At 74.2% G+C, this 21,883-nt stretch carries 21 protein-coding genes; 9 read left to right on the forward strand and 12 right to left on the reverse strand.

Annotation, left to right across the window (positions count from 1 at the left end; genetic code table 11):
* Positions 1–70: 70 nt before the first annotated feature.
* Positions 71–1,132 carry a type IV toxin-antitoxin system AbiEi family antitoxin domain-containing protein gene (locus C1I92_RS15955; protein WP_158564151.1) on the reverse strand — a complete coding sequence of 354 codons (1,062 nt, stop codon included), beginning with the start codon at positions 1,130–1,132 and terminating at the stop codon, positions 71–73.
* Between the two features lie 348 nt (positions 1,133–1,480).
* Between C1I92_RS15955 and C1I92_RS15960 the strand changes: the two genes are divergently transcribed.
* Positions 1,481–2,128 carry a pyridoxamine 5'-phosphate oxidase family protein gene (locus C1I92_RS15960; protein WP_199521280.1) on the forward strand — a complete coding sequence of 216 codons (648 nt, stop codon included), beginning with the start codon at positions 1,481–1,483 and terminating at the stop codon, positions 2,126–2,128.
* 93 nt (positions 2,129–2,221) lie between these two features.
* The gene (gene clpX / locus C1I92_RS15965) at positions 2,222–3,451 is read left to right on the forward strand and encodes an ATP-dependent Clp protease ATP-binding subunit ClpX (protein WP_111255642.1); all 1,230 of its coding nucleotides are present in this window, start codon (positions 2,222–2,224) and stop codon (positions 3,449–3,451) included.
* Here the strand turns inward: clpX and C1I92_RS15970 are convergent.
* From C1I92_RS15970 to C1I92_RS16000, 7 genes are all read right to left on the reverse strand, one after another.
* The gene (locus C1I92_RS15970; protein ID WP_111255643.1) at positions 3,357–4,289 is read right to left on the reverse strand and encodes a 5-oxoprolinase subunit C family protein; all 933 of its coding nucleotides are present in this window, start codon (positions 4,287–4,289) and stop codon (positions 3,357–3,359) included. The two genes, clpX and C1I92_RS15970, sit on opposite strands and share 95 nt — an antisense overlap.
* A complete protein-coding gene (locus C1I92_RS15975) occupies positions 4,286–5,047 on the reverse strand; it encodes a LamB/YcsF family protein (protein ID WP_111255644.1) in 762 nt (253 codons plus the stop codon). Before C1I92_RS15975 ends, C1I92_RS15970 begins: the two co-directional genes overlap by 4 nt.
* Positions 5,044–5,679, reverse strand: a complete 636-nt coding sequence (locus tag C1I92_RS15980) for a 5-oxoprolinase subunit B family protein (RefSeq protein WP_199521281.1) — start codon at positions 5,677–5,679, stop codon at positions 5,044–5,046. The genes C1I92_RS15975 and C1I92_RS15980 overlap by 4 nt, the downstream gene beginning before the upstream one ends.
* 55 nt (positions 5,680–5,734) lie before the next feature.
* Positions 5,735–6,583, reverse strand: a complete 849-nt coding sequence (locus C1I92_RS15985; RefSeq protein WP_111255645.1) for a helix-turn-helix domain-containing GNAT family N-acetyltransferase — start codon at positions 6,581–6,583, stop codon at positions 5,735–5,737.
* Positions 6,584–6,672: 89 nt separating this feature from the next.
* The gene (locus tag C1I92_RS15990; RefSeq protein WP_233507027.1) at positions 6,673–9,417 is read right to left on the reverse strand and encodes an ATP-binding protein; all 2,745 of its coding nucleotides are present in this window, start codon (positions 9,415–9,417) and stop codon (positions 6,673–6,675) included.
* 88 nt (positions 9,418–9,505) lie between these two features.
* Complete coding sequence (locus tag C1I92_RS15995) at positions 9,506–10,576, reverse strand: DUF4232 domain-containing protein (protein ID WP_111255646.1); 1,071 nt, start codon at positions 10,574–10,576, stop codon at positions 9,506–9,508.
* A 10-nt stretch (positions 10,577–10,586) separates the two neighbouring features.
* Positions 10,587–11,486, reverse strand: coding sequence for a diacylglycerol/lipid kinase family protein (locus C1I92_RS16000; protein ID WP_111255647.1), 900 nt, complete (start codon positions 11,484–11,486; stop codon positions 10,587–10,589).
* 44 nt (positions 11,487–11,530) lie between these two features.
* Here C1I92_RS16000 and C1I92_RS16005 point away from each other — a divergent pair, with 44 nt between their 5' ends.
* The 3 genes from C1I92_RS16005 to C1I92_RS16015 are packed head-to-tail and all read left to right on the forward strand — an operon-like array spanning position 11,531 to position 14,291.
* On the forward strand, positions 11,531–12,442 hold the full coding sequence (locus C1I92_RS16005; RefSeq protein ID WP_111255648.1) for a hypothetical protein: 912 nt from the start codon (positions 11,531–11,533) through the stop codon (positions 12,440–12,442).
* Positions 12,439–13,353 (forward strand): hypothetical protein, encoded by a 915-nt coding sequence (locus tag C1I92_RS16010; protein WP_111255649.1) that lies wholly within the window; start codon positions 12,439–12,441, stop codon positions 13,351–13,353. The genes C1I92_RS16005 and C1I92_RS16010 overlap by 4 nt, the downstream gene beginning before the upstream one ends.
* Positions 13,350–14,291, forward strand: coding sequence for a hypothetical protein (locus tag C1I92_RS16015; RefSeq protein WP_111255650.1), 942 nt, complete (start codon positions 13,350–13,352; stop codon positions 14,289–14,291). Before C1I92_RS16010 ends, C1I92_RS16015 begins: the two co-directional genes overlap by 4 nt.
* Here C1I92_RS16015 and C1I92_RS16020 read toward each other — a convergent pair.
* Positions 14,288–15,223 carry a DMT family transporter gene (locus tag C1I92_RS16020; protein ID WP_111255651.1) on the reverse strand — a complete coding sequence of 312 codons (936 nt, stop codon included), beginning with the start codon at positions 15,221–15,223 and terminating at the stop codon, positions 14,288–14,290. The two genes, C1I92_RS16015 and C1I92_RS16020, sit on opposite strands and share 4 nt — an antisense overlap.
* Positions 15,224–15,296: 73 nt before the next feature.
* Here C1I92_RS16020 and C1I92_RS16025 point away from each other — a divergent pair, with 73 nt between their 5' ends.
* Entirely contained in the window at positions 15,297–16,199 is a 903-nt protein-coding gene (locus tag C1I92_RS16025) for a LysR family transcriptional regulator (protein WP_111255652.1), read from the forward strand.
* On the opposite strand, the gene C1I92_RS16030 is transcribed toward C1I92_RS16025, so the two are convergent.
* Positions 16,193–17,335: an epoxide hydrolase family protein gene (locus tag C1I92_RS16030; RefSeq protein WP_111255653.1), complete on the reverse strand. Its 1,143-nt coding sequence runs from the start codon at positions 17,333–17,335 to the stop codon at positions 16,193–16,195. The two genes, C1I92_RS16025 and C1I92_RS16030, sit on opposite strands and share 7 nt — an antisense overlap.
* 43 nt (positions 17,336–17,378) lie before the next feature.
* Here C1I92_RS16030 and C1I92_RS16035 point away from each other — a divergent pair, with 43 nt between their 5' ends.
* Positions 17,379–18,359 (forward strand): helix-turn-helix transcriptional regulator, encoded by a 981-nt coding sequence (locus tag C1I92_RS16035; RefSeq protein ID WP_111255654.1) that lies wholly within the window; start codon positions 17,379–17,381, stop codon positions 18,357–18,359.
* A gap of 121 nt (positions 18,360–18,480) precedes the next feature.
* Here the strand turns inward: C1I92_RS16035 and C1I92_RS16040 are convergent, their stop codons facing one another.
* Positions 18,481–19,044 (reverse strand): hypothetical protein, encoded by a 564-nt coding sequence (locus C1I92_RS16040; RefSeq protein ID WP_111255655.1) that lies wholly within the window; start codon positions 19,042–19,044, stop codon positions 18,481–18,483.
* Positions 19,045–19,270: 226 nt separating this feature from the next.
* Positions 19,271–19,834, reverse strand: a complete 564-nt coding sequence (locus C1I92_RS16045) for a hypothetical protein (protein ID WP_111255656.1) — start codon at positions 19,832–19,834, stop codon at positions 19,271–19,273.
* Positions 19,835–19,919: 85 nt separating this feature from the next.
* Between C1I92_RS16045 and C1I92_RS16050 the strand changes: the two genes are divergently transcribed.
* Together C1I92_RS16050 and C1I92_RS16055 are read left to right on the forward strand one after the other, a co-directional pair.
* Positions 19,920–21,365, forward strand: a complete 1,446-nt coding sequence (locus C1I92_RS16050) for an RNB domain-containing ribonuclease (RefSeq protein ID WP_199521283.1) — start codon at positions 19,920–19,922, stop codon at positions 21,363–21,365.
* A 48-nt stretch (positions 21,366–21,413) separates the two neighbouring features.
* On the forward strand, positions 21,414–21,883 hold a 470-nt coding region (locus C1I92_RS16055; protein ID WP_146605156.1), incomplete at its 3' end, for an LLM class flavin-dependent oxidoreductase.

Consider the following 21,883-nt stretch of genomic DNA (forward strand, 5'->3'; position numbering starts at 1 on the left):
GCTGCCAGGCTGCCCGAGCTGTGCAGGTCATGGGGGTGAGGTGTCCTTGTGTCGGGCGAGGCGGGCGCGGTCACCGGTCCCAGCCTGCTGGCAGTACGGTGCCCGGGCGTACCGGCGAAGGCCAGTCGGCCGGCTCAGGCTCCACCGCGCCGACGCCGCGTACGTGCTTCCACCAGCGCACTGAGCTTTCGCGCCGGTTGTTGTCCTGCAGCACGGCGGCGAACCGCGCGGCCAACTCGGCCCGGTTGCCCCACGCGAGGCCCCAGCCGAACCGGACGACTTCCAATCCCAGTCGCCGCAGCTGCCACTCGCGTTCGCCCTGCTTGGCCACGATCTGCGACGCATCGGGACGATCGTCGTATTTCAGCGCCCCGTCGGCCTCGAACACGACGCCGTGAAATGGCCACAGCCCGTCGACCCGGTACTCCGGCCCGTTGGCGCCGACCCACGCGTTGGATACGGGCAATGGCAGGCCGAACTGCAGACAGGTGAACCGGCCGAGGGTCTCGAGCGGCGACTCGGACAGCGGGTCGGCATGGTCGGCCACCCACCGTGCCCGTCCGGCCCCGGGCCAGTGCGCCAGGTGCCGCACCGCGCCGGCAAGGTCGGCGCCCGCAGCCGCCGCGGCGTCGGCGACGACGAGCGCCGGCAGGATCGGCCCGGTGCGGGCGACGTCGGCCACCGCCCACGCACGGCTCACTACGTTGACGCCGTCGGTGCGCCGGGCGTGACCGGCTGCGAGGTCGACGGCTCGGAGGTCGCCGAACGGCATGTTCCGTACGGAGTGACCAGCGCGAACGTCGCGCACCGCGACCTGTCGTGAGGGTGGCCGGCCGACGACCGGGAGTCGCCACATGGCGACGGCGGACCAGCCGGTCAGGAACGCCGACGGTCCGCAGTAGCAGCCGAATGCGCGGGCGCCGAGACGGAACGCCTCCCACTCGTCGTCGAGCTGCGCCGCGACGGTGAAGCAACCGGGCAGCAACGGCGCCATCAGTCCGGCCGTGCACAGTCGGCGCAGGCGGCGAGGGTCGACACCTGCCGCCCGGGCGGCGGCGACCGACACCACGCCGTGCTCACGCGCGATGAGCTCGGCGATGTCGTCGGGGATCCGCTGCAGTCGTCTCGCCACGTGTTCAGCGTCATCGCTGCCGGACTGGCATATGAGGTCCGGAAGCCGATTTGTGGATGACCGCAGAAATACGCACCGCCTGTGGAGGAGCACGCCTCGCTCGGCCGACGCACTCCTCGCCCGCCTCAGGGCCACGGGAACGCCGGTTGCGGCCTCGGAGTGGTGCCGTTGCCGGCGACGTGTCCGGGCAGCGAGTGAGGTGCCCCGCGGACGAGTGGTGCCGGCCCCGGGCGGTGATCCGGCCCACACGGTGCCCGGAATGTGACTTTCCGCTGTCGGTTCCTCCCGCTCTGGGCGATCATGGAGCGTCAGACACAACCCGGGGGCGGGGGACGTGGAGGTCGACACATGGATCATGGCGCGCATGAACGGCCCGGATCGGCCGGCGAGCACTCACTTCAGGAGGCGAACGGCACCCGGGAGCGGGCCGACCGTTTCTACCGCGAACAGGTCTCCGATCACCTCAACGGGCACATGCGCGAGTTCGTCGGCCGCATGGAGATGGTGTTCGTGGGCTCGTCGGACAGCGGCGGCGAGTGCGACGTCACCTTCCGGGCCGGCCCGCCCGGCTTCGTCCGGGTGCTGGACCCGCGGACGCTGGCCTGGCCGGAGTACCGCGGCAACGGTGTCATGGCCAGTGCCGGCAACATCGTGGAGAACGGCCACGTCGGCCTGTTGTTCATGGACTTCGTGCGCGATCTGGTCGGGTTGCACGTCAACGGCGGCGCCGCGCTGCTGCCGCCGTCGGAGTTCGCCGTCCGGCATCCGGAGGTGCCCGACGACGCCGACGTGCCCGGCCGGCGGCCGGAGCGGTGGGTGGTGGTGCACGTCGAGGAGGCCTACATCCACTGCTCCAAGCACGTGCCGCGGCTCATGCCGGTGCCGCGGAACCGCCAGTGGGGCACCGACGACCGCAAGGCCAAGGGTGGCGACGCGTTCGGGGTGGCGGCCTCGCGCGGGCTCGGCGTGCACGCGAAGCGGGCGCTCGGTTCCTGACACGCCGGGGTCGCTACGGGTGATGCGCACGGGGGAGCCGTAGCATCAGCGCCTACCATCCAGATGGGGCTGATCATCTGAAATGTGGGCCGAATGTTGATGACGTGCGCCTTCTGCGGCAAGAGCCAGAAGCAGGTGAAGAAGCTGATCGCGGGGCCGGCCCGCATCTGCATCTGCGACGAGTGCGTCGGGCTCTGCAACGAGCTGATGGCCGACGAGCCCGTCGACGACGCCGCCGGGCCGGTCGAGCCGCCGAAGCCGCGCGAGATCCACGAGTTCCTGGACCGCTACGTCGTCGGGCAGGACGCGGCGAAGCGGGCGCTGGCGGTCGCCGTCTACAACCACTACAAGCGGGTTCAGGCGCCGTCGTCGGACGTCACCGTCGCCAAGTCGAACGTGCTGCTGATCGGCCCGACGGGGTGCGGCAAGACGTACCTGGCGCAGACGCTGGCCAAGCTGCTGAACGTCCCGTTCGCGATCGCCGACGCCACCGCGCTGACCGAGGCCGGCTACGTCGGCGAGGACGTCGAGAACATCCTGCTCAAGCTGATCCAGGCCGCGGACTACGACGTCAAGAAGGCCGAGACCGGCATCGTCTACATCGACGAGGTCGACAAGATCGCCCGGAAGGGCGAGAGCGCGTCGATCACCCGTGACGTCTCCGGTGAGGGTGTGCAGCAGGCGCTGCTGAAGATCCTGGAGGGTACGACGGCCAGCGTGCCGCCGCAGGGCGGGCGGAAGCATCCGGGGCAGGAGTTCATCCAGATCGACACGACGAACGTGCTGTTCATCGTGGGCGGGGCGTTCGCCGGGCTGGACGGCATCGTCGAGGGCCGGTCCGGGAAGCGCCGGCTCGGCTTCTCCTCCGAGCCGGTCGACCTGACGGCACGTGCGGCCGGCACGGTGATGCCGGACGACCTGCTGAAGTTCGGGCTGATCCCGGAGTTCATCGGCCGGCTGCCGGTCATCACGACGGTGTCGCCGCTGGACCGGGACGCGTTGATCCGGATCCTGTCCGAGCCGCGGAACGCGCTGGTCAAGCAGTACATGCGGCTGTTCGAGATCGACCACGTCGAGCTGGAGTTCACCGACGACGCGATCGAGGCGGTCGCGGACCTGGCGCTGCTGCGCGGGACCGGCGCCCGTGGGTTGCGGGCGATCCTGGAAGAGGTCCTGCTGCACGTCATGTACGAGGTGCCGTCCCGCGACGACGTCGCCCGCGTGGTCGTCACCCGTGAGGTGGTCGAGGCGAACGTGCTGCCGACGCTGCTGCCGCGCGGGCGGCGCCAGCAACGCCGGCAGCGGGGCGAGCAGTCGGCCTGAACCGGACCGCGTCGCCGGGGCGCAGCTGGGCGGCGCGCGGGAGGTCCGCCGTCAGCACGACGCCGATCACCGGGTAGCCGCCGGTCACCGGGTGGTCGGCGAGGAACAGCACCGGGCGGCCGTTGGGCGGCACCTGCAGCGCGCCGGTCACCATTCCCTCCGGTGGCAGTTCCCGCGCGCCCGGCGCCGGCGGGAGCGGCGGGCCGGCCAGCCGCAGACCGACCCGGTCGCTGTCCGCCGTCACCTCGAAGTCGCCGCCGAACAGCGCGTCCAGGGCGGACGGCGCGAACCGGTCCGCTCGCGGCCCCGGCAGCACCCGCAGGGTCACGTCGCCCTCCGGCCACGGGACCGGTGCGACATCGACCGACGGCTCGCCCTCGACGTCGCCGGCGAGCGGCAGCAGGTCGCCCACGCGCAGCGGCGGCGGGCCGATCCCGGCCAGCGAGTCCCACGACCGCGACCCGAGCACCGGCGCGACGCCCAGCCCGCCGCGCACCGCCAGGTAGCCGCGCAGCCCACGCTCCGGCCGGCCGACCCGCAGCACCTCGCCGGCCCGGACGGCGAACGGCGCGTTGAACGCCGCCGCCCGGTCACCGGCCCACACGGCGGCCGGGGCGCCGGTGAGCGCGACGGTCGCCGTCCGGCGGAATCGGATGGCCAGCCCGCCGAGCACGAACTCGACGGCCGCGGCCTGCTCCGCGTTCGCGACCAGCCGGTTCGCCAGCCGGAAGCTGTCGAGGTCGGCGGCGCCGGACCGGCCGACCCCCAGCGCCGCGAGCCCCGGCCGGCCAAGATCCTCCACCAGCGCCAGCGGGCCAGGGTCGACGACCTCGATCATGCGAACGGCGTGATCGGCACGCCGTGCTCCGTCAGCACGTCGCGGACCCGGCGCAGCAGGCCGGCCGCGCCGGGCGTGTCGCCGTGCACGCAGAACGACCGGGCGGCGACGGCGACCGGCTCGCCGTCGACGCTGGGCAGCTCGCCGGCCGTCACCAGCCGCAGGCAGCGGGCGGCGACCTCGTCCGGGTCGGTGATGACGGCGCCCGGCCGGCGCCGCGACACCAGGGTCCCGTCGGCGTGGTAGGCGCGGTCGCCGAACGCCTCGGCGGCGGTCGGCAGGCCGTGCACGGTGGCGATCCGCAGCACCTCCGAGCCCGGCAGCCCGAGGATCGTCAGCCCCGGATCGTAGGCGCGGGTGGCGTCGACGACGGCGGCCGCCTGCTCGGCGTCGCGGACGATCGCGTTGTAGAGCGCGCCGTGCGGCTTGACGTAGCGGACCCGGGTCCCGGCGGCGCGGGCGATCCCGTCCAACGCGGCCAGCTGGTACAGCACGTCGTCGGCCAGCTGTGTCGCCGGCATCGCGATCGGGCGGCGGCCGAAGCCCGCGAGGTCGCGGTAGCCGACGTGCGCGCCGACGGTGATGCCGCGGGCGGCGGCCATCTCGCAGACGCCGCGCATGATCGTCGGGTCGCCGCCGTGGAACCCGCAGGCGACGTTGGCGCTGCTCACCACGGCCAGCAGGGCGGCGTCGTCGCCCATGGACCAGGCGCCGAAGCCCTCGCCCAGATCGCAGTTGAGGTCGATCGGGGTGGTCACCGGCGGCCGTCCTCCGCCCGGAACCGCACGTGGGCGCCGGGCAGCAGCGTCGCCGGCGGCGTCCGGTCCAGGTCCCACAGCACCGCGTCGGTGTGGCCGAGCAGGTGCCAGCCGCCGGGACCGGAGCGCGGGTAGACGCCGGAGTAGCGGTCGGCGATCGCGACCGAACCGGCCGGCACCCGGGTGCGCGGGTCGTCCCGGCGGGGGAGTACCAGCCGCGGGTCCAGCCCGGTGAGGTAGGCGAAGCCGGGCGCGAACCCGGTGAACGCGACCGTGTAGGTGGCGGCGGTGTGCCGCTCGACGACCTCGGCCGCGGACAGCCCGGCCGCCGCGGCGACGGCGTCGAGGTCCGGCCCGTCGTAGCGGACCGCGACTTCGAGCGGCGCCGACTCCGTGGTGGCCGGCGGCTCGTCCGGCAGGTGGGTGAGGTCGTCGGTCAGGCGCTGCGCCGACGTGACCTCGGGATCGAACATGATCAGCAGCGTCTGTGCCGCCGGCACGACGTCGACCAGCCCGGCCGGCTCGTGCTCGCGCAGCGCCGCGTTCAGCGCGAGGACGTCCTCGAGGTCGGGCAGCTCGACCAGGATCGCGTGGTCGCCACAGGGGAGTACCTGCAACTCGCTGGTGCGCATGGCCTCGCCCCTTCGGACGGCGTCCTCTCGGGCCATTGAAGGGAGGCCGTGGTGATCATGTCAAGGCGTTGCCCGCGTGCCGCTCGAGCAGCACGCAGTCGTGCCAGAGGCCGCCGCGCCGGGCCAGCTTCTCGCGGACGCCGACGGTGCGGTATCCGGCCTGGTGGTGCAGCGACAGCCCGGCCCGGTTCACGCTGAACACCGACGTCTGCAGCGTCCACAGCCCGGCCCGGTCGGCCGCCGTCACCTGCCGGAACAGCAGCGCCTTGCCGATGCCGCGGCCGCGGAACGCCCGGTCCACGTACACCGACGTCTCGCCGACGCCGCGCAGCTGCTCGCGCAGCGACGCCCGCGCCACCGCCGTCCACCCCACGATGTTCCCGTCCAGCTCGGCCACCCAGCGGTGGCCCGGCAGCCAGGCCGCCGCCAGCCGGGTGCTCGGCGGCACCGTCGTGTCGAACGACGCGATGCCGGTGTCGAGGCCCTCCTGGTAGATCCGCCGCACCGCCGGCCAGTCCTCGTAGGCCAGCGGCCGCACCGTCACCTCCGCCGGCACGTCCTCGGGGTGCCGCGGCCGCGTCGCGAGCGCCCCCATCACGACGTCGGCCATGTGCGGCAGCCCGATGATGCACGCCTCGTTGACGGTGACCCGGCTGAACGGCCCCTGCCGGTCGACGTGGACGAAGCCGATCTCGGCCAGCTTGCGCACGTGGTGCGAGCAGGTGGACTGGCTGATGCCCAGCCGCTCGGTCAGCTCGCCGACGGTGCGCCCGGCCGGCGCGGTGGCGACCGCGTGCAGCAGCCGGACCCTGGTCGGGTCGGCCAGGCAGGCGAACGACTCGGCGAATCGGTGGACGTCGTCGGTGGGGAGAAGGTCGGGCTGCGCGAGCGTGCCGGCGGTCATGTCAGTGAGCCTAGGCACCCCGATCGAGCCTCGCGTGATGTTCGCGTATCGCTGAGGTTTCCTCGCACCGAACTCGGTCGGAACGTCGTCTACGCCGGCGGGCGGAGCTGGCGCCGCGACGTGATGCCCAGCTTGGTGAAGACCTTGCGCAGATGCCATTCGACCGTGTGGTGGCTGAGGAACAGCCGCGCCCCGATCTCGGCGTTGGTCAGCCCGGCGCCGGCGAGATCGGCGACGTGCGCCTCCTGGGCGGTGAGGGCCTCGCTCGCCGGGCGGGCGTGCTCGTCGACGACCTCGCCGGTGGCCGCGAGCTCGCGGCGGGCACGCTCGGCGAACGCGGCGGCGCCGGCGGCGGTGAACATGCCGTGGGCGGACCGCAGCTGCGTCCGGGCGTCCTGACGGCGCCCCTCACGGCGCAGCCACTCGCCATAGAGGAGGTGGGTGCGGGCGAGGTCCATCCGGATGCGGGTGCCCGCGAGCCGCTCGAGGGCCTCACGGTAGTGAGCCTCCGCCGCCGGTCCGGCGGCCAGAAGCGCGTTGGACCGGGCGAGCAGGCCCAGCGCCCAGTCCGTCCCGGCGGCCTGCGCCATCTCGGTAAGCCGCGCGAGGGCGCCGGCCGCCTCCTCGGGCCGGCCGCCGCCCCGGACGGCCGCTTCGAACAGCTCGGTCAGCGCCAGGTTGGCCGCACCGAGCTCGGCGGGGTGGGCGGTCGCGCTGCGGGCGGACGCGAGCGCCTCGGGGTAGCGGGCCAGGCCGTTCATCAGCACCGCGTGCGCGCCGTAGCCGTAGGTGACGGCGCCACCTTCCCCGCGTGCCTCGGCGTCGACCCGGCTGGTGTCGATCAGGCCGGTGGCCTCGTCGACCCGGCCGCGCCACACCGCCAGCCCGATCGCGCTGTAGGGTGCCAGGCCGACGCCGGTGGCGTCGCAGATCGTCCGGATCTCGGCCACGAGCGAGCCGGCGGCGGAGATGTTGCCCGAGAACAGGTCCAGGAGCACCCGGTGACTGAGCACGAGCGGCAGCTCGGTGAGATCGCCCGCCTCGCGCGCGAGTGCGACGTGCCGCGCGGTGAGGACGTCCCAGCTCTCGTCGTCCCAGAGACAGACGGCCAGGGCCGACGCCAGCCACAGCCACCGCAGGTCGTCCTGTCCGGCGCCGTCGTCGTCGCGGAACGAGCGGATGGCCTTCCCGACCGGCAGCGCCGCCGCCGGATACCCGTCGGCGAACAACGCGGCCGCGCCGTCCAGCAGCAGGTCGCGCTTGCGGGGCGCCGTCGGCGGGGGCGCCGCCTTGGCGGCCCGGGCGACGTCGACCACGCCTGACTCGCCGGCCAGTCGCCCGGCGAAGATCGCGGCGGCGAGGGCGTCGAGGTAGGTGTCGCGGGCGAGGTCGGCGTCGAGCGGCTCGAGGCGGCGGGCGACCTCCAGGAGCCGGCGCGGGGCGTCCCTGCTGTGGCCGGCGGCGAACGCGAGCTGCGCCCGCGTGAGATCGACGTGGGCGTGGTGCAGGGGATCGGCAGCTCCGTCGCTCGCGGTCAGGAGCCAGCGCTGGGCCGCCTCGAACCCGCCGGCTCGCATGGTGGTTCGGGCGGCGGCCAGCGCCCGTGTCGCGCGCGTGGCCGGGTCGGGGGTGAGCTCGGTCGCTCGCTGCAGGAAGGCGGCCGCGGCCGCGACACCGCCGCGGCGCTGCGCCCGGTCCGCCGACCTGGCCAGCTCGCCGGCCACGTCCTCGTCGGGGCCGGACGCACCGTGGGCGCGGTGCCAGGCGCGCCGGTCGCGGTCGAGGTCGACGTCGGTGGCGTCGGCCAGGGCCTGGTGCACCACCCGGCGCTCGGCCGCGGACGCCGCCCGGTAGATCGCCGAGCGCACGAGCGGATGCCGGAAGCGGACCCGCGCGCCGAGCTCGATCAGGCCGTCCGCCTCGGCGGGTGCCGCCGCGTCGACCGGCACATCCTGGATCGTGAGGGCGCGCAGGAGGAGCGGGAGGTCGCCCACGGGCTCGGCAGCGGCGGTCAGCAACAGCCGCTGGGTCTGCGGCGGCAGCGACCGCACCCGCCGGGTGAACGTGTGCTCGATCAGGCTCGGCAGCGGCCGGGCGTCCGGCCGCTCGAACCCACCGGCCAGCTCGCCGGCGGTCAGACCGCGCGGCAGTTCGAGCAGCGCGAGTGGGTTGCCGCGGGTCTCGGCCACGATCCGGTGCCGGATGCGCTCGTCGAGCCGGCCGGGGACGACGGCGGCGAGCAGGCTCTCGGCGTCGTGGTCCGCCAGCCCGCCGATGACGAGCTCCGGGAAGCCTCGCCAATGCGGTCCGTCCACGGGCTCGCGGACGGCGAACGCCATACCGATGCGGTCGGCGAGCAGCCGCCGTCCGACGAAGGTCAGCGTCTGTGCCGAGGCGTGGTCGAGCCACTGGGCGTCATCGACGACACAGAGCAGCGGCTGGTTCGCCGACGCCTCGCTCAGCAGGCCCAGGGTCGCGGCGCCGACCAGGAAGCGGTCCGGCGGACCGCCGGCCTCCAGGCCGAAGGCGACGGCCAGAGCGTCGCGCTGCGGGCCCGGCAGCCGGTCCGCGAGGTCGAGCATCCGGCCGCACAACTGGTGCAGGCCGGTGAATGGGAGTTCCATCTCCGCCTCGACGCCGCTCGCCCGGACGATCCGGCATCCGTCGGCCCGGCCGACCAGGTAGTCGAGCAGCGCGGACTTGCCGATCCCGGCTTCGCCACGGGCGACCAGCACCTGACCCTGGCCGGAGCGAACGTCCGCGATCAGCCGGTCGAGGCGAGCGCGTTCCAGCCGCCGATCGCGGAGCTCGAGCGCCGCGCCACCCATCGTCATCGCCGTCACCTTCCCCCGTGGCTAGCGCAAGTCTGCCGGTGAACGGCGATGACGGAAATCGCCTGTCCAGAGTGAGGCCGGTCCGGGATCAGAGCGCCGCTCCGTCGGGCTGCCAGGCGGTCACCATGACCTCGCCGGCGTCGACGATGTCGAGGTAGCTGCCGGGGTTCTGGCCGGCCATGACGAGCGACGTGAGGGGCAGTTCGGTGGGCGGGGCGCCGGGGGTGGCGGCGAGCAGCACCTCGTAGCTGAGGTCGTCGTTGCCGGCGGTGGGCATCGCGTTCCAGTCCAGCATCGCGACGGCGCGGCCGCCGGGCGGCACCACCACTCGGTCCGCGGCCGGGGACGGGAGCACGGTGACGGCGAGCGGCTGCTCGGTGAGGGTCCGGAAGGCCAGCGACGGCGCGCCCTGCAACGCGCACGGCGCAGCGCCGGTGTTCGTCGCGCCGAGGAACAGGTACCGCGAGCCGAGCGCGGCATCCTGGCCGGTCAGCTCCAGCCGCAGCTGGGCCGGGTCGCAGGCCGGCGCGGCGGGGTCGGCCGGCCACGGACCGGCGGCGGGGACGTACGCGGGCCGCGGCGGCGCGTCGGCGACGGCCAGCTCGGCGGTGTCGTCGAGCGTCCGGACGACGTCGACGCCCGCGCCGTTCACGGCCGCGACGTCGGCGACCTTGGCCAGGTCGGACTCGTCGCGCACCCGCACGTCGGCCGTCTCGCCGTCGAACACGGCCCGCGCGACGCCCGGGGTGCCGGCCAGCAGGTACGCGTCGCCGACCGGGTCGTCCGACTCCGCGGACGGGTAGGCCAGCGCGACGATCTCCGCGTCGGCCGGCGTCGTCGGGCGCAGCCAGATCTCCAGTCGCGGCAGCGCCGTGTCCGGCCGGTCGGCCAGCAGCCCTTCGATCGTCTCGATCGCCCAGCCGGAGCCCCGCGCCACGTCGTGGGTGATCTCCAGGCGCAGCGTCCAGCCGTCGGGGTCGGCCGGCGGCGCCTCCCGCTCCTCGCCGTCCGGGCCCAGGTAGCCGGCGGCGACCGCGTCGACGCCGGGGACGGCACGGGCGGCGGCGACGATCGGGTCGGCGTCCGGCGCCGCGACGGACTCGCCGCACGCGGCGAGGAGGAGGACGACGGCGGCGGCGAGCAGGGGACGAATCGGCACGGAACCGACCCTACGTGCCGCTCGGTCCGGGCACCGTCACCCGCAGCGCGTGCCGCAGCACCGTCCAGGTGCGGGCGCCGGTCAGCTCGGACAGCTCGCCGTCGGCGTTGAGCGGCACCGGTCCGCCGGCGACGACGACCCGGTGGCCGCGCGCCTCGACCACGTCATGCCGTTCCGGATGCCGGCCGCGGACCAGCGCGGCGGCGAACGCCAGCCGGGCCCGCCAGCCGGTCGAGAACGACACCACGACGTCCATCCGCCCGTCGTCGACCTGCGCCGACGGCGTCACCGGCGCGCCGCCGCCGATCGTGACGCCGTTGCCCAGCGCGACCAGCAGGGCGCGCCGTTCGCCGCCGGCCACGACGGCGCCGTCGACGCTCACCCGAAGCCGCCAGCCGCGCGCCGACGCCCCTGCGACCGCGCTGCCCACGGGGTAGGCGAGCCGGCCCAGCCGCGGCTTGAGCGGAACCGCGCGCCGGCCGGCCTCGGCGCCCACCCCCAGGTGCACGGCGTTGACCACCACCCCGCCGGCGTCGTCCACCAGCACGTCGACCTCCCGTTCGGTGTCCGACAGCGCCACCGCCGCGGCCCGCGCCGGGTCCAGCGGCAGGCCGAGCGCGCGGGCCAGATCGTTGCCGGTGCCGAGCGGGATCAGCCCGAACCGGAACGGCGGCCGGTCCAGCAGGCCGAGCCGGTGCGCCGTCGCGACCAGCAGGTGCACCGAGCCGTCGCCGCCGAGCACGACCGGGCGGTGTTCCGGGTGCCGGGCCAGCACGCCGGGCAGCGCGTCGGGGTCCAGTTCGGCCGGCTCGACGTCGCCGCCGGCCCGCAGCACGCCGAGCGCCGTCGCCACCGCGTCGTCGCGCGCGCCGCCCGCCCGGGAGTTCGTGATGACCAGCAGCCTCGTCATCCAGGGGATTGTGCCCGGAGCCGCTACTCAGGGACAATTCATCGATGGACACGCCGCTCGATCTCGGTGTGGTGGGAGCGCCGCCTGACGAGCCGGACGAGGAGCCACCGCGCGGGCGCGGCGGCTGGCGGGTCTGGACGGCCATAGCCGCGGCGTTCGTCCTCGGCGGCGGGCTGGGGCTGTTCGTCGCGGACGCTCGCGAGGACGCCGCGTCCTACTCCGACGTGCGGCTGGTCAGCGGCGCGCTGCAGGCGATTCCTGACCGGGCCGATGAGGAATCGCCAGGCCGGATCCAGCTGAGTCTGCTCAATCTCGGCGAGCATGAGGTCGAGATCCTCGGGCTGGAGCTGCCCGGCATGACCGTGCGGCCGGACGACGAGCCGTCCGCGCCGGTCGCCGCACCGCCGGGCGAGTGGGTGAGCGCCGGCCAGGACGGCCTGATCGCCGACTGCGCCGGCACCGATCCCGGCGATGACGCGCCGGTGCGGGTCCGGGTCCGTGACGCCGGCGGGACCGAGCGGCTGGTCGAGGTGGGCGCGCTGCCCGACTTCGGCGGCGCGCTGGAGGTGTGGGGGTACGTCTGCCGTGGTCCCGAGCTGGTCTTCCCGGGCGGCGCGACCGTGCGGGTGAACGACGACGGGAGCGTCACGACGACCCTGCAGGTGGCGAACAGCGGGTCCGAGCCGATGGAGATCAGCCGGTTCCAGACCTTGGCGCCGGGGCTGAGCACCACCGGGCCGGAGGTGCCGTTCGAGCTACCGCCCAACGAGGCGCTCGACGTGCCGGTGACCTGGACCGTCACCGACTGCCGGCTGGCACTGCAATGGGTGGCGCCGGAGATCGAGTACTCGATCGGCAGCGGCACCACGAGCATGCCCGGCTGGCACCCGCTGACCGGCGCCGCCCAGGCCGAGCTGATCCTCATGGTCGACCGCGTCTGCGGGGACGGCCCGTGACCGAGCCGCTCGACCTCGGCGTCGTCCGGCCCGGCGACGCGGACCCGCCCGATCCGCCGGACCCGGCCCGCCGGACGGCCGCCGGGCGGTGGCGCTGGGTCGCCGTCGCGCTGGCGTTCGTCGTCGGCGGGACCGTCGGGCTGGTCGTCGCCGACGCGCGCGACGACGCGGACGGGTACGCAGGCATCGAGCTGTTCGGCGGGCCGGTGCAGTCGCTCATGACCGGGCCGCGGCCGCGGGGCGAGCTGTCGGTCACGCTGCTCAACGCCGGCGAGCGCCCGGTCGAGATCGTCGGCGTCGAGGTCGAGGGGATGAGGCTGGCCGACGGCGCCGAGCCGGCCGAGCCGGTGGCCGCCGAGCCCGGCGTCTGGACGACGTACCTGCAGCGCGACATCCAGGTGGACTGCTCCGGCCCGCTGCCCGGCGCCGTGCGGGTGCGCGTGCGCACCGGGACCGGCGACGAGCGGCTGGTCGAGGTCGCGCCGCCGGACAACTACGACGGCCTGCGCGGCTTCTGGTACTACGAGTGCCAGACCTACGAGTTCGGGCTGCAGGTCCGCGACAGCGCGGTCGTCGAGGCCGGCGACGAGTCCGTCGTGCTGCGGCTGGAACTGGCCAACGACGGGTTCGACGACGTGGTCCTCGGTGGCGTCGAGTCGCGGGCGCCGGGCTTCGCGCTGACGGCCGACGCGGACGCCGTGACCGTCCCGGCCGGAGAGAGTGTCGCCGTCACGACGACGTGGACGGTGCGCGACTGCGACCCGGCGCTGGCCGCGGCCGGCGGGTCGCTGGGCGTGCGCATCGGCCATGACGGCGTCGAGACCGAGCAGATCATCGTGCTGCCGGACCAGGGGTTCGTCGCGCTGGCCCGCTTGTCCGGGCGGGCCTGCCCGGCGAGAATCCAGGAATGAGCCTGGGGGAGCGGCCCGACGAACGCCCGCTCGACCTCGGCGTCGTCGGCCCGCCCGGCGACCCCGGCGCCGAGGGCGACCTCGAGCCGGCCGACCGGACCGGGCATCCCTGGCGGCGCTGGGCCCTCCCGGCCGCCGCGCTCGTCGTCGGCGGGCTCCTCGGCGGCGTCGTCACCGACGCCCGCAACGAGGCCGCCGACCTCGCCCGCGTCGGCGTCGTCGCCGGCGCCTCGACGTGGACACCGGCCAGCCGTGACGAGGACGGCGCCAGCGCCGACCTGCAGCTGATGAACATCGGCGCCCGGACCGTCGAGATCGTCGGGATCGAGGCCGACGGGTTCGCCGTCGCGCCCGGCGCCGGCCGGTTCGAGACCGTCGAGGCGCCGGTCGGCGACTGGGTCACCGTCCGGCAGCACGGGCTGGTCGCCGACTGCGACAGCGCCGCGCCGGCCGAGCTCCGGGTGCACATCCGCGACGACGCCGGCGACGAGCACACCCTCACCGCCGACCAGCAGCCCGACTACGGCGGCGGGCTGGCGATGCTGTGGACGTCACAGTGCGACTTCGGCGCCGGGTACGTCCAGTTCACCGGGCCGGGCTACACCCGCGCCGAGGAGACCAGCGTCGTGCAGACGGTGCCGCTGATGAACTACGCCGGCCGGCACGCCCGGGTGACCCACCTGGTGCCGATGGCGCCCGGCATGACCGCCACGCCGCCGGAGGTGCCGATCGAGCTGGACGGCAACGAGGTCACGCAGGTCGAGATCGTCTGGACGGTCGACGACTGCGCGGCCGCGACGACGATGGGCGGCGCCGACGGCCAGATCGAGTACACCGTCACGTCGGGGACCATGCAGTTGCCGGAGCGCTACCCGCTGGACGGCCCGACGATGGTCGAGCTGGTCCGGCTGGCCGGCCGGGTCTGCGGGAGTCCCTAGCGCACGCGGCCGGACCGGCGCCGCGAGATCGCCACGCCCGCCAGGCTGATCGCGCCGCCGACCAGGCCGAACGCCGTCGGCACCTCGCTCAGCAGCGCCCACGACAGCAGCACGGACACCGTCGGGACGACGTACGTGGTGGCGCTGAGCCGGCCGGCGTCCATCCGCTTGAGCGCGTACGCCCAGGTGGTGAAGCCGATCGCCGTCGGGAACAGGCCCAGGTAGACCGACGCCAGGATCGCGCCGGCCGACGCGTCCGCCAGCTCCGACACCAGCTGCGGCGTCCACGGCAGCAGCACCGCGGTGCCGACCAGGCAGGCCAGCCAGGTCATCGTCAGCCCGTCGACGGCGCGCAGCACGACCTTCTGGATCAGCGCGCCGGCCGAGAACAGCACCGCCGCCAGCAGGCAGAGCGCGACGCCGAGCCAGTCGCGGTCACCGCTGGAGCCGAGCGAGATGACGGCGACGCCGCTCAGCGCGACCGCCGAGCCGGCGATCAGGGCCCGCGGGAACCCCTCGCCGAGGAACAGCCCGGCGCCGAACGCGATCAGCAGCGGCGCGACGTTCACCAGCAGCGCCGCGGTGCCCGCGTCGACGTGCTGCTCACCGGCGTTGAGCGCGACGGTGTAGCCGGCCAGCCAGAGCACGCCGCAGGCCGCGATCAGCGCGAGCGACCGACGCGACGGCGGGACCGGGACCACCCGCCGGCCACGGGTCGCGACGACGATCGCCGTCAGCGCGGCGGACGCGACGGCCAGCCGGATCAGTGCCAGCGGCGCCGCGGACAGCGTGTGGCCGACGTCGCGGATCGCGACGAACGCCGACGCCCAGAGCACGACGGTGACGGCGACGGCGAGCGCGGCCTTGCGGCTCTCGGTGAGGAACGGCGGGGTGGCGGCGGGCGCCGGGAGGGTCTGCGTCACGTCGTCCATGGTGCGGCGCGACGATTCGACAGCACAAGCACGTATTTCTGTCTGATCGTTAAGTCATGCTTATGATTGGCACATGCTGGACGTGCCCCGCCTCCGCCTGCTCCGCGCCGTCGTCGCCACCGGCTCCGTCCGGGCCGCCGCCGACGCGCTCGGCTACACCCCGTCCGCCGTCAGCCAGCAGCTCGCCGCGCTGCAGCGCGAGACCGGGCTGCGGCTGCTGGACCGGGCCGGCCGCGGCATCGAGCCGACCGCCGCCGGGCGGACGCTCGCGGCCGAGGCCGAGCCGCTGTTCGAGGCGCTCAGCCGGCTCGACGGGCTGGTCGGCGACCTGCGGGCCGGCCGCGTCGGCAGCCTCTCGATCGGCTACTTCGCCTCCGCCGGCGCGGCCTGGCTGCCGCCCGTCGTCGCCGCGCTGCATCGGGAGTTCCCGGAACTGCGCCTGGACCTGCGGATGACCGAGGTGAAGCTGCCCGACGGCTACGAGGCCGACGTCGACATCTTCGTCGAGCGGCCGGAATGGGAGCCGCCGCTGGGCGCAGACGTCCGGCACCTCGTCGACGACCCGTTCCTCGCGGTGGTGCGCACCGACGACCCGCTGGCCGGACGGGGCGAGGTGCCGCTCGCGGAGCTGGGCGAGCGGCGCTGGATCGACAACGACCTGCACGACGGGGCCTGCCGCCGGGTGCTGCTGCGGGCCTGCGCCGAGGCCGGCTTCTCGCCCGAGTTCGCCGTCGAGACGCACGACTACCACACGGCGATCCCGTTCGTCGCGACCGGCATCGGGCTCACCGTCGTGCCGGCGCTGGGCATCCGCGAGCTGCCGCCGGACGTGACGACGGTGCGCATCGTCGCGCCGACCCCGGTGCGGCGCATCCACGTCGCCGTCCGCAAGGCCGCCGCCCAGCACCCGGCAGCGCGACGCGCCGTCGACCTCCTCAGCGAGGCGGTCGACGGCGCGGCGGCGGGTCGTCACTGAGCGGGCGGGCCCGCGAAGAACGCCCGCAGGTCCTCGACCAGCACGTCCGGCCGCTCCAGCGCCGCGTAGTGCCCGCCGTCGGGGAACTCGGTGTAGCGGACGATGTTGTCGTTGTCGCGGTCGGCGAAGGCCCGGATGGTGCGGAAGTCGTCGGCGAAGACGGCGACCCCGGTCCGCGCGTGGTTGACGGCCGGCTCGGCGCCGGAGCGGGCCTCCTCGAAGTGGTAGCGGCCCGCGGTCGCCGACGTGTTGGTGAACCAGTACAGCGACACCTCGGTGAGGATCTGGTCGCGGGTCACCAGGCTGGTGCCGTTGCCGAAGGAGTTGAACAGCTCGTTCCAGGCGAGCTGCCCGACCGGGGAGTCGGACGTTCCGACGGCGACGGTCTGCGGGCGGCTCGCGTTGATGGCGTTGTAGCCGCCGACGGACTGGAACCACTCCAGGTGCTGCAACCCGGCGTGGTCGGCGGGGGACAGGTTGGCGAACTCGGCCGGGTCGCCGGACGGGAACGAGAACAGCTGCAGCACGTGCAGGCCGAGGAACCCGGGCGGGTCCAGCAGGCCGAGCTCGCGCGACACCATGGCGCCGCCGTCGCTGCCGTGCGAGCCGTAGCTCTCGTAGCCGAGCCGGCGCATCAGCGTGTCGTAGGTGCGGGCGACCCGGGCCATCGTCCAGCCGCGGTCCTCGACCGGGGTGCTGAAGCCGAAGCCGGGCATCGACGGGACGACGACGGAGAACGCGTCCTCGGCCTTGCCGCCGTGCGCGACCGGGTCGGTCAGCGGGCCGATCATGTCGAGGAAGTCGACGAACGAGCCGGGGTAGGAGTGCGCCAGCAGCAGCGGCGTCGCGCCCGGCTCGGCCGACGGCGCGTGGATGAAGTGGATCGTCTGGCCGTCGATCTCGGTGAGGAAGTGCGGGAACGCGTTCATCCGCTCCTCCTGCGCCCGCCAGTCGAACCCGTCGCGCCAGTGGTCGACCATCTCGGTGAGGTAGTGGTTGGGCGTGCCGTAGTCCCAGTTGTCGCCGGGGATCGGGCGGGGGAGGCGGGTGCGGACCAGACGGTCGTGGAGGTCGTCGAGGTCGGCCTGGCTGATCTCGACGCGGAACGGGCGGATCGGTGCGGTGGTGTTCGTCATGACAGTCACGCTACGGGCCTATTAGGCAAGGTATCTTCCTAGTATGACCGGGACTTCCGCACGGATGTTGGCGCTGCTGTCGCTGATGCAGTCGCGGCCCGCCTGGACCGGTACTGAGCTGGCCGAACGGCTCGGCGTCAGCACCCGGACCATCCGCTACGACGTCGACCGGCTGCGCGAACTGGGCTATCCGGTCGACGGCGCGCGCGGCCCGGCCGGGCACTACCGGCTCGGCGCCGGCGCCCGGCTGCCGCCGTTGCTGCTGGACGACGAGGAGGCGGTCGCCGTCGCGATCGGGCTGCGCGCCGGCAGCGGCGTCGCCGGCATCGAGGACAGCAGCGCGCGGGCACTGGCCAAGCTGGAGCAGGTGCTGCCGCACCGGCTGCGCCGTCAGGTCGCCGCCATCCACGACGCGATGTCGCGCGGCCCGGAGAACACCGGCAGCAACGTCGAGGACCCGGTCGTCGACGCCGCCGTGCTCACCGCGCTGGCGGCGGCGATCCGTGACCACGAGCACGTCCGCTTCGACTACCACGGCCGCTCCGACGACACCCCGCCCCTCCTCGTCGAGCCGTACCGGCTGGTCAGCTGGCAGCGGCACTGGTATCTGGTCGGCCGCGACCCCGCGTCGGGCTGGCATCCCTACCGGGTCGACTGGATGACGCTGCGGATGCGGACCGGCCTGCGGTTCGCTCCGGCCGTCCTGCCGGGCGGCGACTACACGGCGTTCGTGCTGCGGGAGGTCGCGTCCGCGGGGTGGTCGGTGCACGCCCGGATCACCGTCCTCGCGCCGGCTACCGAGGTGCTGGCCCGCATCAACCCCACCGTCGGCGTCGTCGAGTCGGTGGACGAGTCGACGTGTGTGCTGGTCACGGGCGCCGACTCGCTCGAGATCATCGCCGTCTACATCGGCATGCTCGGGCTGGACTTCCAGGTGACCTCGCCGCCGGCGCTGGTCGAGCACCTGCGGGTGCTGGGGGAGCGCTACCGCCGCGCCGTCCCGCGGCCGGTCACGGCGATCTGACGCCGTAGGGTTGATCTTGCTATGCTGAGCGCGATGCCGATCCCTCTGCGGTGGGGTCGGAAGTGAGCCGAGGACCCCGGGGGCATACCCGGACCTCGGCTTCGCGCTGTCCGGGGCCCGATCAGCCAAGCGTCACCTGGTGCTCGGTCAGTTTCGCGCCGATGAGCTCGCGGTACGCCGCGTCACCGCCCGCACCCGCGCTTGCCGCGCCGGCGACGATGTCGGCCGCCCACAGCAACGGCTCGTCGCCGGGGCGGGCATGGCCGATCCGGAGACCGCCCGGGACTATCCGGCGCGTCCGGAATCCGCCGATGACGTGGAGGTCACGCCGGTCGGCCGTCGGGTTGCGCGACTCCAGCCAGACCTCTTCCACGCCAGCCTCGGCCAGCTCGAACAACAGGGCAGCCATACAGTGTCGGCGGCCGCGCTCCTGCCGCCGCGGATCGACCGGCGCACCGATCGTCACGATCGGGAGGACAGGTAGGTCGGCCAGCAACGAGGCGGCGTCGCGGCGCTCGTACGGTTCCTTGTCGCGCCAGTGGAACCGCCGGCCTGGCCGTGGTTCGAGCGCCCGGACGGCGGCACGTACCGCAGCGGCGTCCACCCGCTCCAGGGCGACCGCGGCGAGGACGTAGACGCCGTCGTCGGTGCGGATGGACTCGTCGACATAGGCCAGCCAGCTCACACTTCCTGTGGGTGGGTTTGGCGGGCCGTTGTGACAGCCCATGCGGAACGACGTGCTGTCGGTTGAAGGCGAGTCGCCGCGCCGTCGCCGGCGGCTAGGACGGGTCGCCGCGATCGTCCGCTCTTGCTAGCATCCTTGGTAGCCGCCCTTTTGCGATTGGGTAGGAAGTGAAGCCGAGAACCCCGGGGGTATACCCGGACCTCGGCTTCGCGCATGTCTGGCGCCGTCAGGTCAGCCGGATCCGGTGCTCGGTGAGGACGGGAGCCAGCAGGTCCCGGTAGGCCGGTTCGCCTCCTTCGGCCGCGCAGATCGCGCCGGCCACCAGGTCCGCCGCCCACAGCAGTGGCTCCTCGCCCGGGCGCCGATGACCGACCGGCAGGTCGCGTGAGATGACGCCGCGGGAGCGGAACGCGGCGATGGCCTGGACGTCGCGGCGGTCCAGCGCCGGGTTGCGCGACTCCAGCCAGACCTCGTCGACTCCGGCGGAGGCCAGGTCGAACAGCAGCGCCTCCAGGCACTGCCGCCGGGCGCGCTCCTGCCGCCTGGCGTCGACCGGGGCGCCGATCACGGCGACGGGGAGGACCGGCAGGCCGGCGACCACCGCGGCGGCGGCGAGGCGCGCGTCGGGCAACCGGTCGCGCCAGTGGAACCGGTGGCCAGGCCGAGGCTCGAGCGACCGCATGGCGTCGCGGACGAGCGGGGCGTCGGGCGCCCCGATGACCACCGCGGCGAGGACGTAGACGCCGTCGTCGGTGCGGATGGACTCGTCCACGTGGACCAACCAGCTCACGCCTCCTATGGGTGAGTTTCGCGGGCCGTTTGTGACAGCCCGTGAGAGGCTGTGGACGGCTCGGTGACGAACGAGGGGAGCGGCAGTGCCCAGACGTGTGGTGCGCCTGCGCGACGAGGTGCTGTCGGCCGACGGTGAGACGCTGCGGGCGGGGATCCAGGCGATCCAGACCGAGCTCGACGTCACGCCGGAGTTCCCGCCGGACGTCGAGCAGGCGGCGCAGGACGCGGCGAAGAACCCGCGCCTGCCCGACCTCGACCGCACCGACCTGCCGTTCGTCACCATCGACCCGGCGACGGCGATGGACCTCGACCAGGCCCTCCACATCGAGCGGACCGACGACGGCTACACCGTCTATTACGCCATCGCCGACGTCGGCGCGTTCGTCAGCCCCGGCGACGCCATAGACGAGGAGGCGCACAGGCGCGGCGAGACGCTGTACGGGGCGGACTCGAAGGTGCCGCTCTACCCGAAGGCGCTGTCCGAGGACGCCGCCTCGCTGCTGGCCGACCAGGTCCGGCCCGCGCTGCTGTGGACGATCGGGCTGGACGCCGACGGCGACACGCTCGCCGCCCGCGTCGAGCGGGCCCGGGTCCGCAGCCGGGCCAAGCTCTCGTACGCCGACGTGCAGGAGCAGCTCGACCACGGCGCCGCCGACCCGGTCTTCACGCTGCTGAAAGAGGTCGGTGAGCGACGCCTCAGGAAGGAGGCCGAGCGCGGCGGGGTCTCGCTGCCGCTGCCCGAGCAGGAGGTCCGGGTCGACGGCGAGCACTGGTCGCTGGAGTTCCGCCAGCAGCACCCGGTCGAGCAGTGGAACGCGCAGATCTCCCTGCTCACCGGCATGACGGCGGCCAAGTTCATGGTGGAGGCCCGCACCGGCCTGCTCCGCACCCTCGCCCCGGCCGACCCGCGCGACGTCAAGCGGCTGCGGCGCACGGCCAGAGCGCTGCGCATCGACTGGCCGGAGAACCAGAGCTACCCCGACTTCGTCCGTTCCCTCGACCCGGCGACGTCCGCCCACGCCGCGATGCTGGTCGCCTGCACGCGGCTGCTGCGCGGCTCCGGCTACGTCGGCTTCGCCGGCGAGCTCCCGCAGCACACCGGCCACTCGGCCATCGCCGCCGACTACGCGCACGTGACGGCGCCGCTGCGGCGGCTGATCGACCGCTACGCCGGCGAGATCTGCGTCGCCCTAAGCGCGGGCGACGAGGTGCCCGGCTGGGTGATCGACCGGCTCGGCGAGCTGCCGAAGACGATGCAGGGCTCCACCCGCCGAGCCAACCAGTACGAGCGCGCCGTCCTCGACCTCGTCGAGGCGGCCGTCCTGCACCCGTACGTCGGCGAGGCCTTCGACGGCGTCGTCGTCGAGGTCGACGACCGCGACCAGCGCCGGGGCGACGTCACGATCCGCGATCCCGCCGTCGAGGCGCCGATCAGCCACCAGAGCACGCTGCCGCTCGGCACCGACGTGCGCGCCCGCCTGGCCGCCGCCGACCCGGCGACCCGGACGATCCGGTTCGAACTGACCTGACCCGGGTAATCCACCGGACAGGTCGTTCGTCCGGAAGGGGCCCCGAGCATGCCCGTCATCGGCTGGCACGCGTCGCACGAGCAGCTTCCGCCGAGCCGTCTGCTCGCCGACGCCAGGCACGCGGAGCAGGCCGGCTTCCAGGCGGTATGGTCGTCGGACCACTTCGCGCCCTGGAGCGCGCGGCAGGGCGAGTCCGGCTTCTCCTTCGCCTGGCTCGGCGCCGCCATGGCGACGACGACGCTGCCGTTCGGCGTGGTCTGCGCGCCCGGCCAGCGCTATCACCCGGCCGTCGCCGCGCAGGCGAGCGCCACGCTGGAGGAGCTGTTCCCCGGCCGGTTCGCCGTCGCGCTCGGCAGCGGGGAGAACCTCAACGAGCACGTCACCGGCGAGCGATGGCCGGACAAGGACACCCGCAACGCCCGGCTGCGCGAGTGCGCGCAGATCATCCGCGCCCTCCTCGACGGCGACGAGGTCACCCACCGCGGGCTGGTCACCGTCGACCGGGCAAGGCTCTGGAC

Origin of the sequence: Jiangella anatolica, from assembly GCF_003236295.1 — a bacterium.
Taxonomy (GTDB): Bacteria; Actinomycetota; Actinomycetes; order Jiangellales; family Jiangellaceae; genus Jiangella; species Jiangella anatolica.

Excerpts from the sequence above, each read along its gene's own strand:
- C1I92_RS15960 (WP_199521280.1), top strand. The coding sequence starts at position 1,481 with ATGGATCATGGCGCGCATGAACGGCCCGGATCGGCCGGCGAGCACTCA.
- clpX (WP_111255642.1), top strand. The coding sequence starts at position 2,222 with ATGTTGATGACGTGCGCCTTCTGCGGCAAGAGCCAGAAGCAGGTGAAG.
- C1I92_RS15970 (WP_111255643.1), bottom strand. The coding sequence starts at position 4,289 with ATGATCGAGGTCGTCGACCCTGGCCCGCTGGCGCTGGTGGAGGATCTT.
- C1I92_RS15980 (WP_199521281.1), bottom strand. The coding sequence starts at position 5,679 with ATGCGCACCAGCGAGTTGCAGGTACTCCCCTGTGGCGACCACGCGATC.
- C1I92_RS15985 (WP_111255645.1), bottom strand. The coding sequence starts at position 6,583 with ATGACCGCCGGCACGCTCGCGCAGCCCGACCTTCTCCCCACCGACGAC.
- C1I92_RS15990 (WP_233507027.1), bottom strand. The coding sequence starts at position 9,417 with ATGACGATGGGTGGCGCGGCGCTCGAGCTCCGCGATCGGCGGCTGGAA.
- C1I92_RS16000 (WP_111255647.1), bottom strand. The coding sequence starts at position 11,486 with ATGACGAGGCTGCTGGTCATCACGAACTCCCGGGCGGGCGGCGCGCGC.
- C1I92_RS16005 (WP_111255648.1), top strand. The coding sequence starts at position 11,531 with ATGGACACGCCGCTCGATCTCGGTGTGGTGGGAGCGCCGCCTGACGAG.
- C1I92_RS16015 (WP_111255650.1), top strand. The coding sequence starts at position 13,350 with ATGAGCCTGGGGGAGCGGCCCGACGAACGCCCGCTCGACCTCGGCGTC.
- C1I92_RS16020 (WP_111255651.1), bottom strand. The coding sequence starts at position 15,223 with ATGGACGACGTGACGCAGACCCTCCCGGCGCCCGCCGCCACCCCGCCG.
- C1I92_RS16025 (WP_111255652.1), top strand. The coding sequence starts at position 15,297 with ATGCTGGACGTGCCCCGCCTCCGCCTGCTCCGCGCCGTCGTCGCCACC.
- C1I92_RS16030 (WP_111255653.1), bottom strand. The coding sequence starts at position 17,335 with ATGACGAACACCACCGCACCGATCCGCCCGTTCCGCGTCGAGATCAGC.
- C1I92_RS16035 (WP_111255654.1), top strand. The coding sequence starts at position 17,379 with ATGACCGGGACTTCCGCACGGATGTTGGCGCTGCTGTCGCTGATGCAG.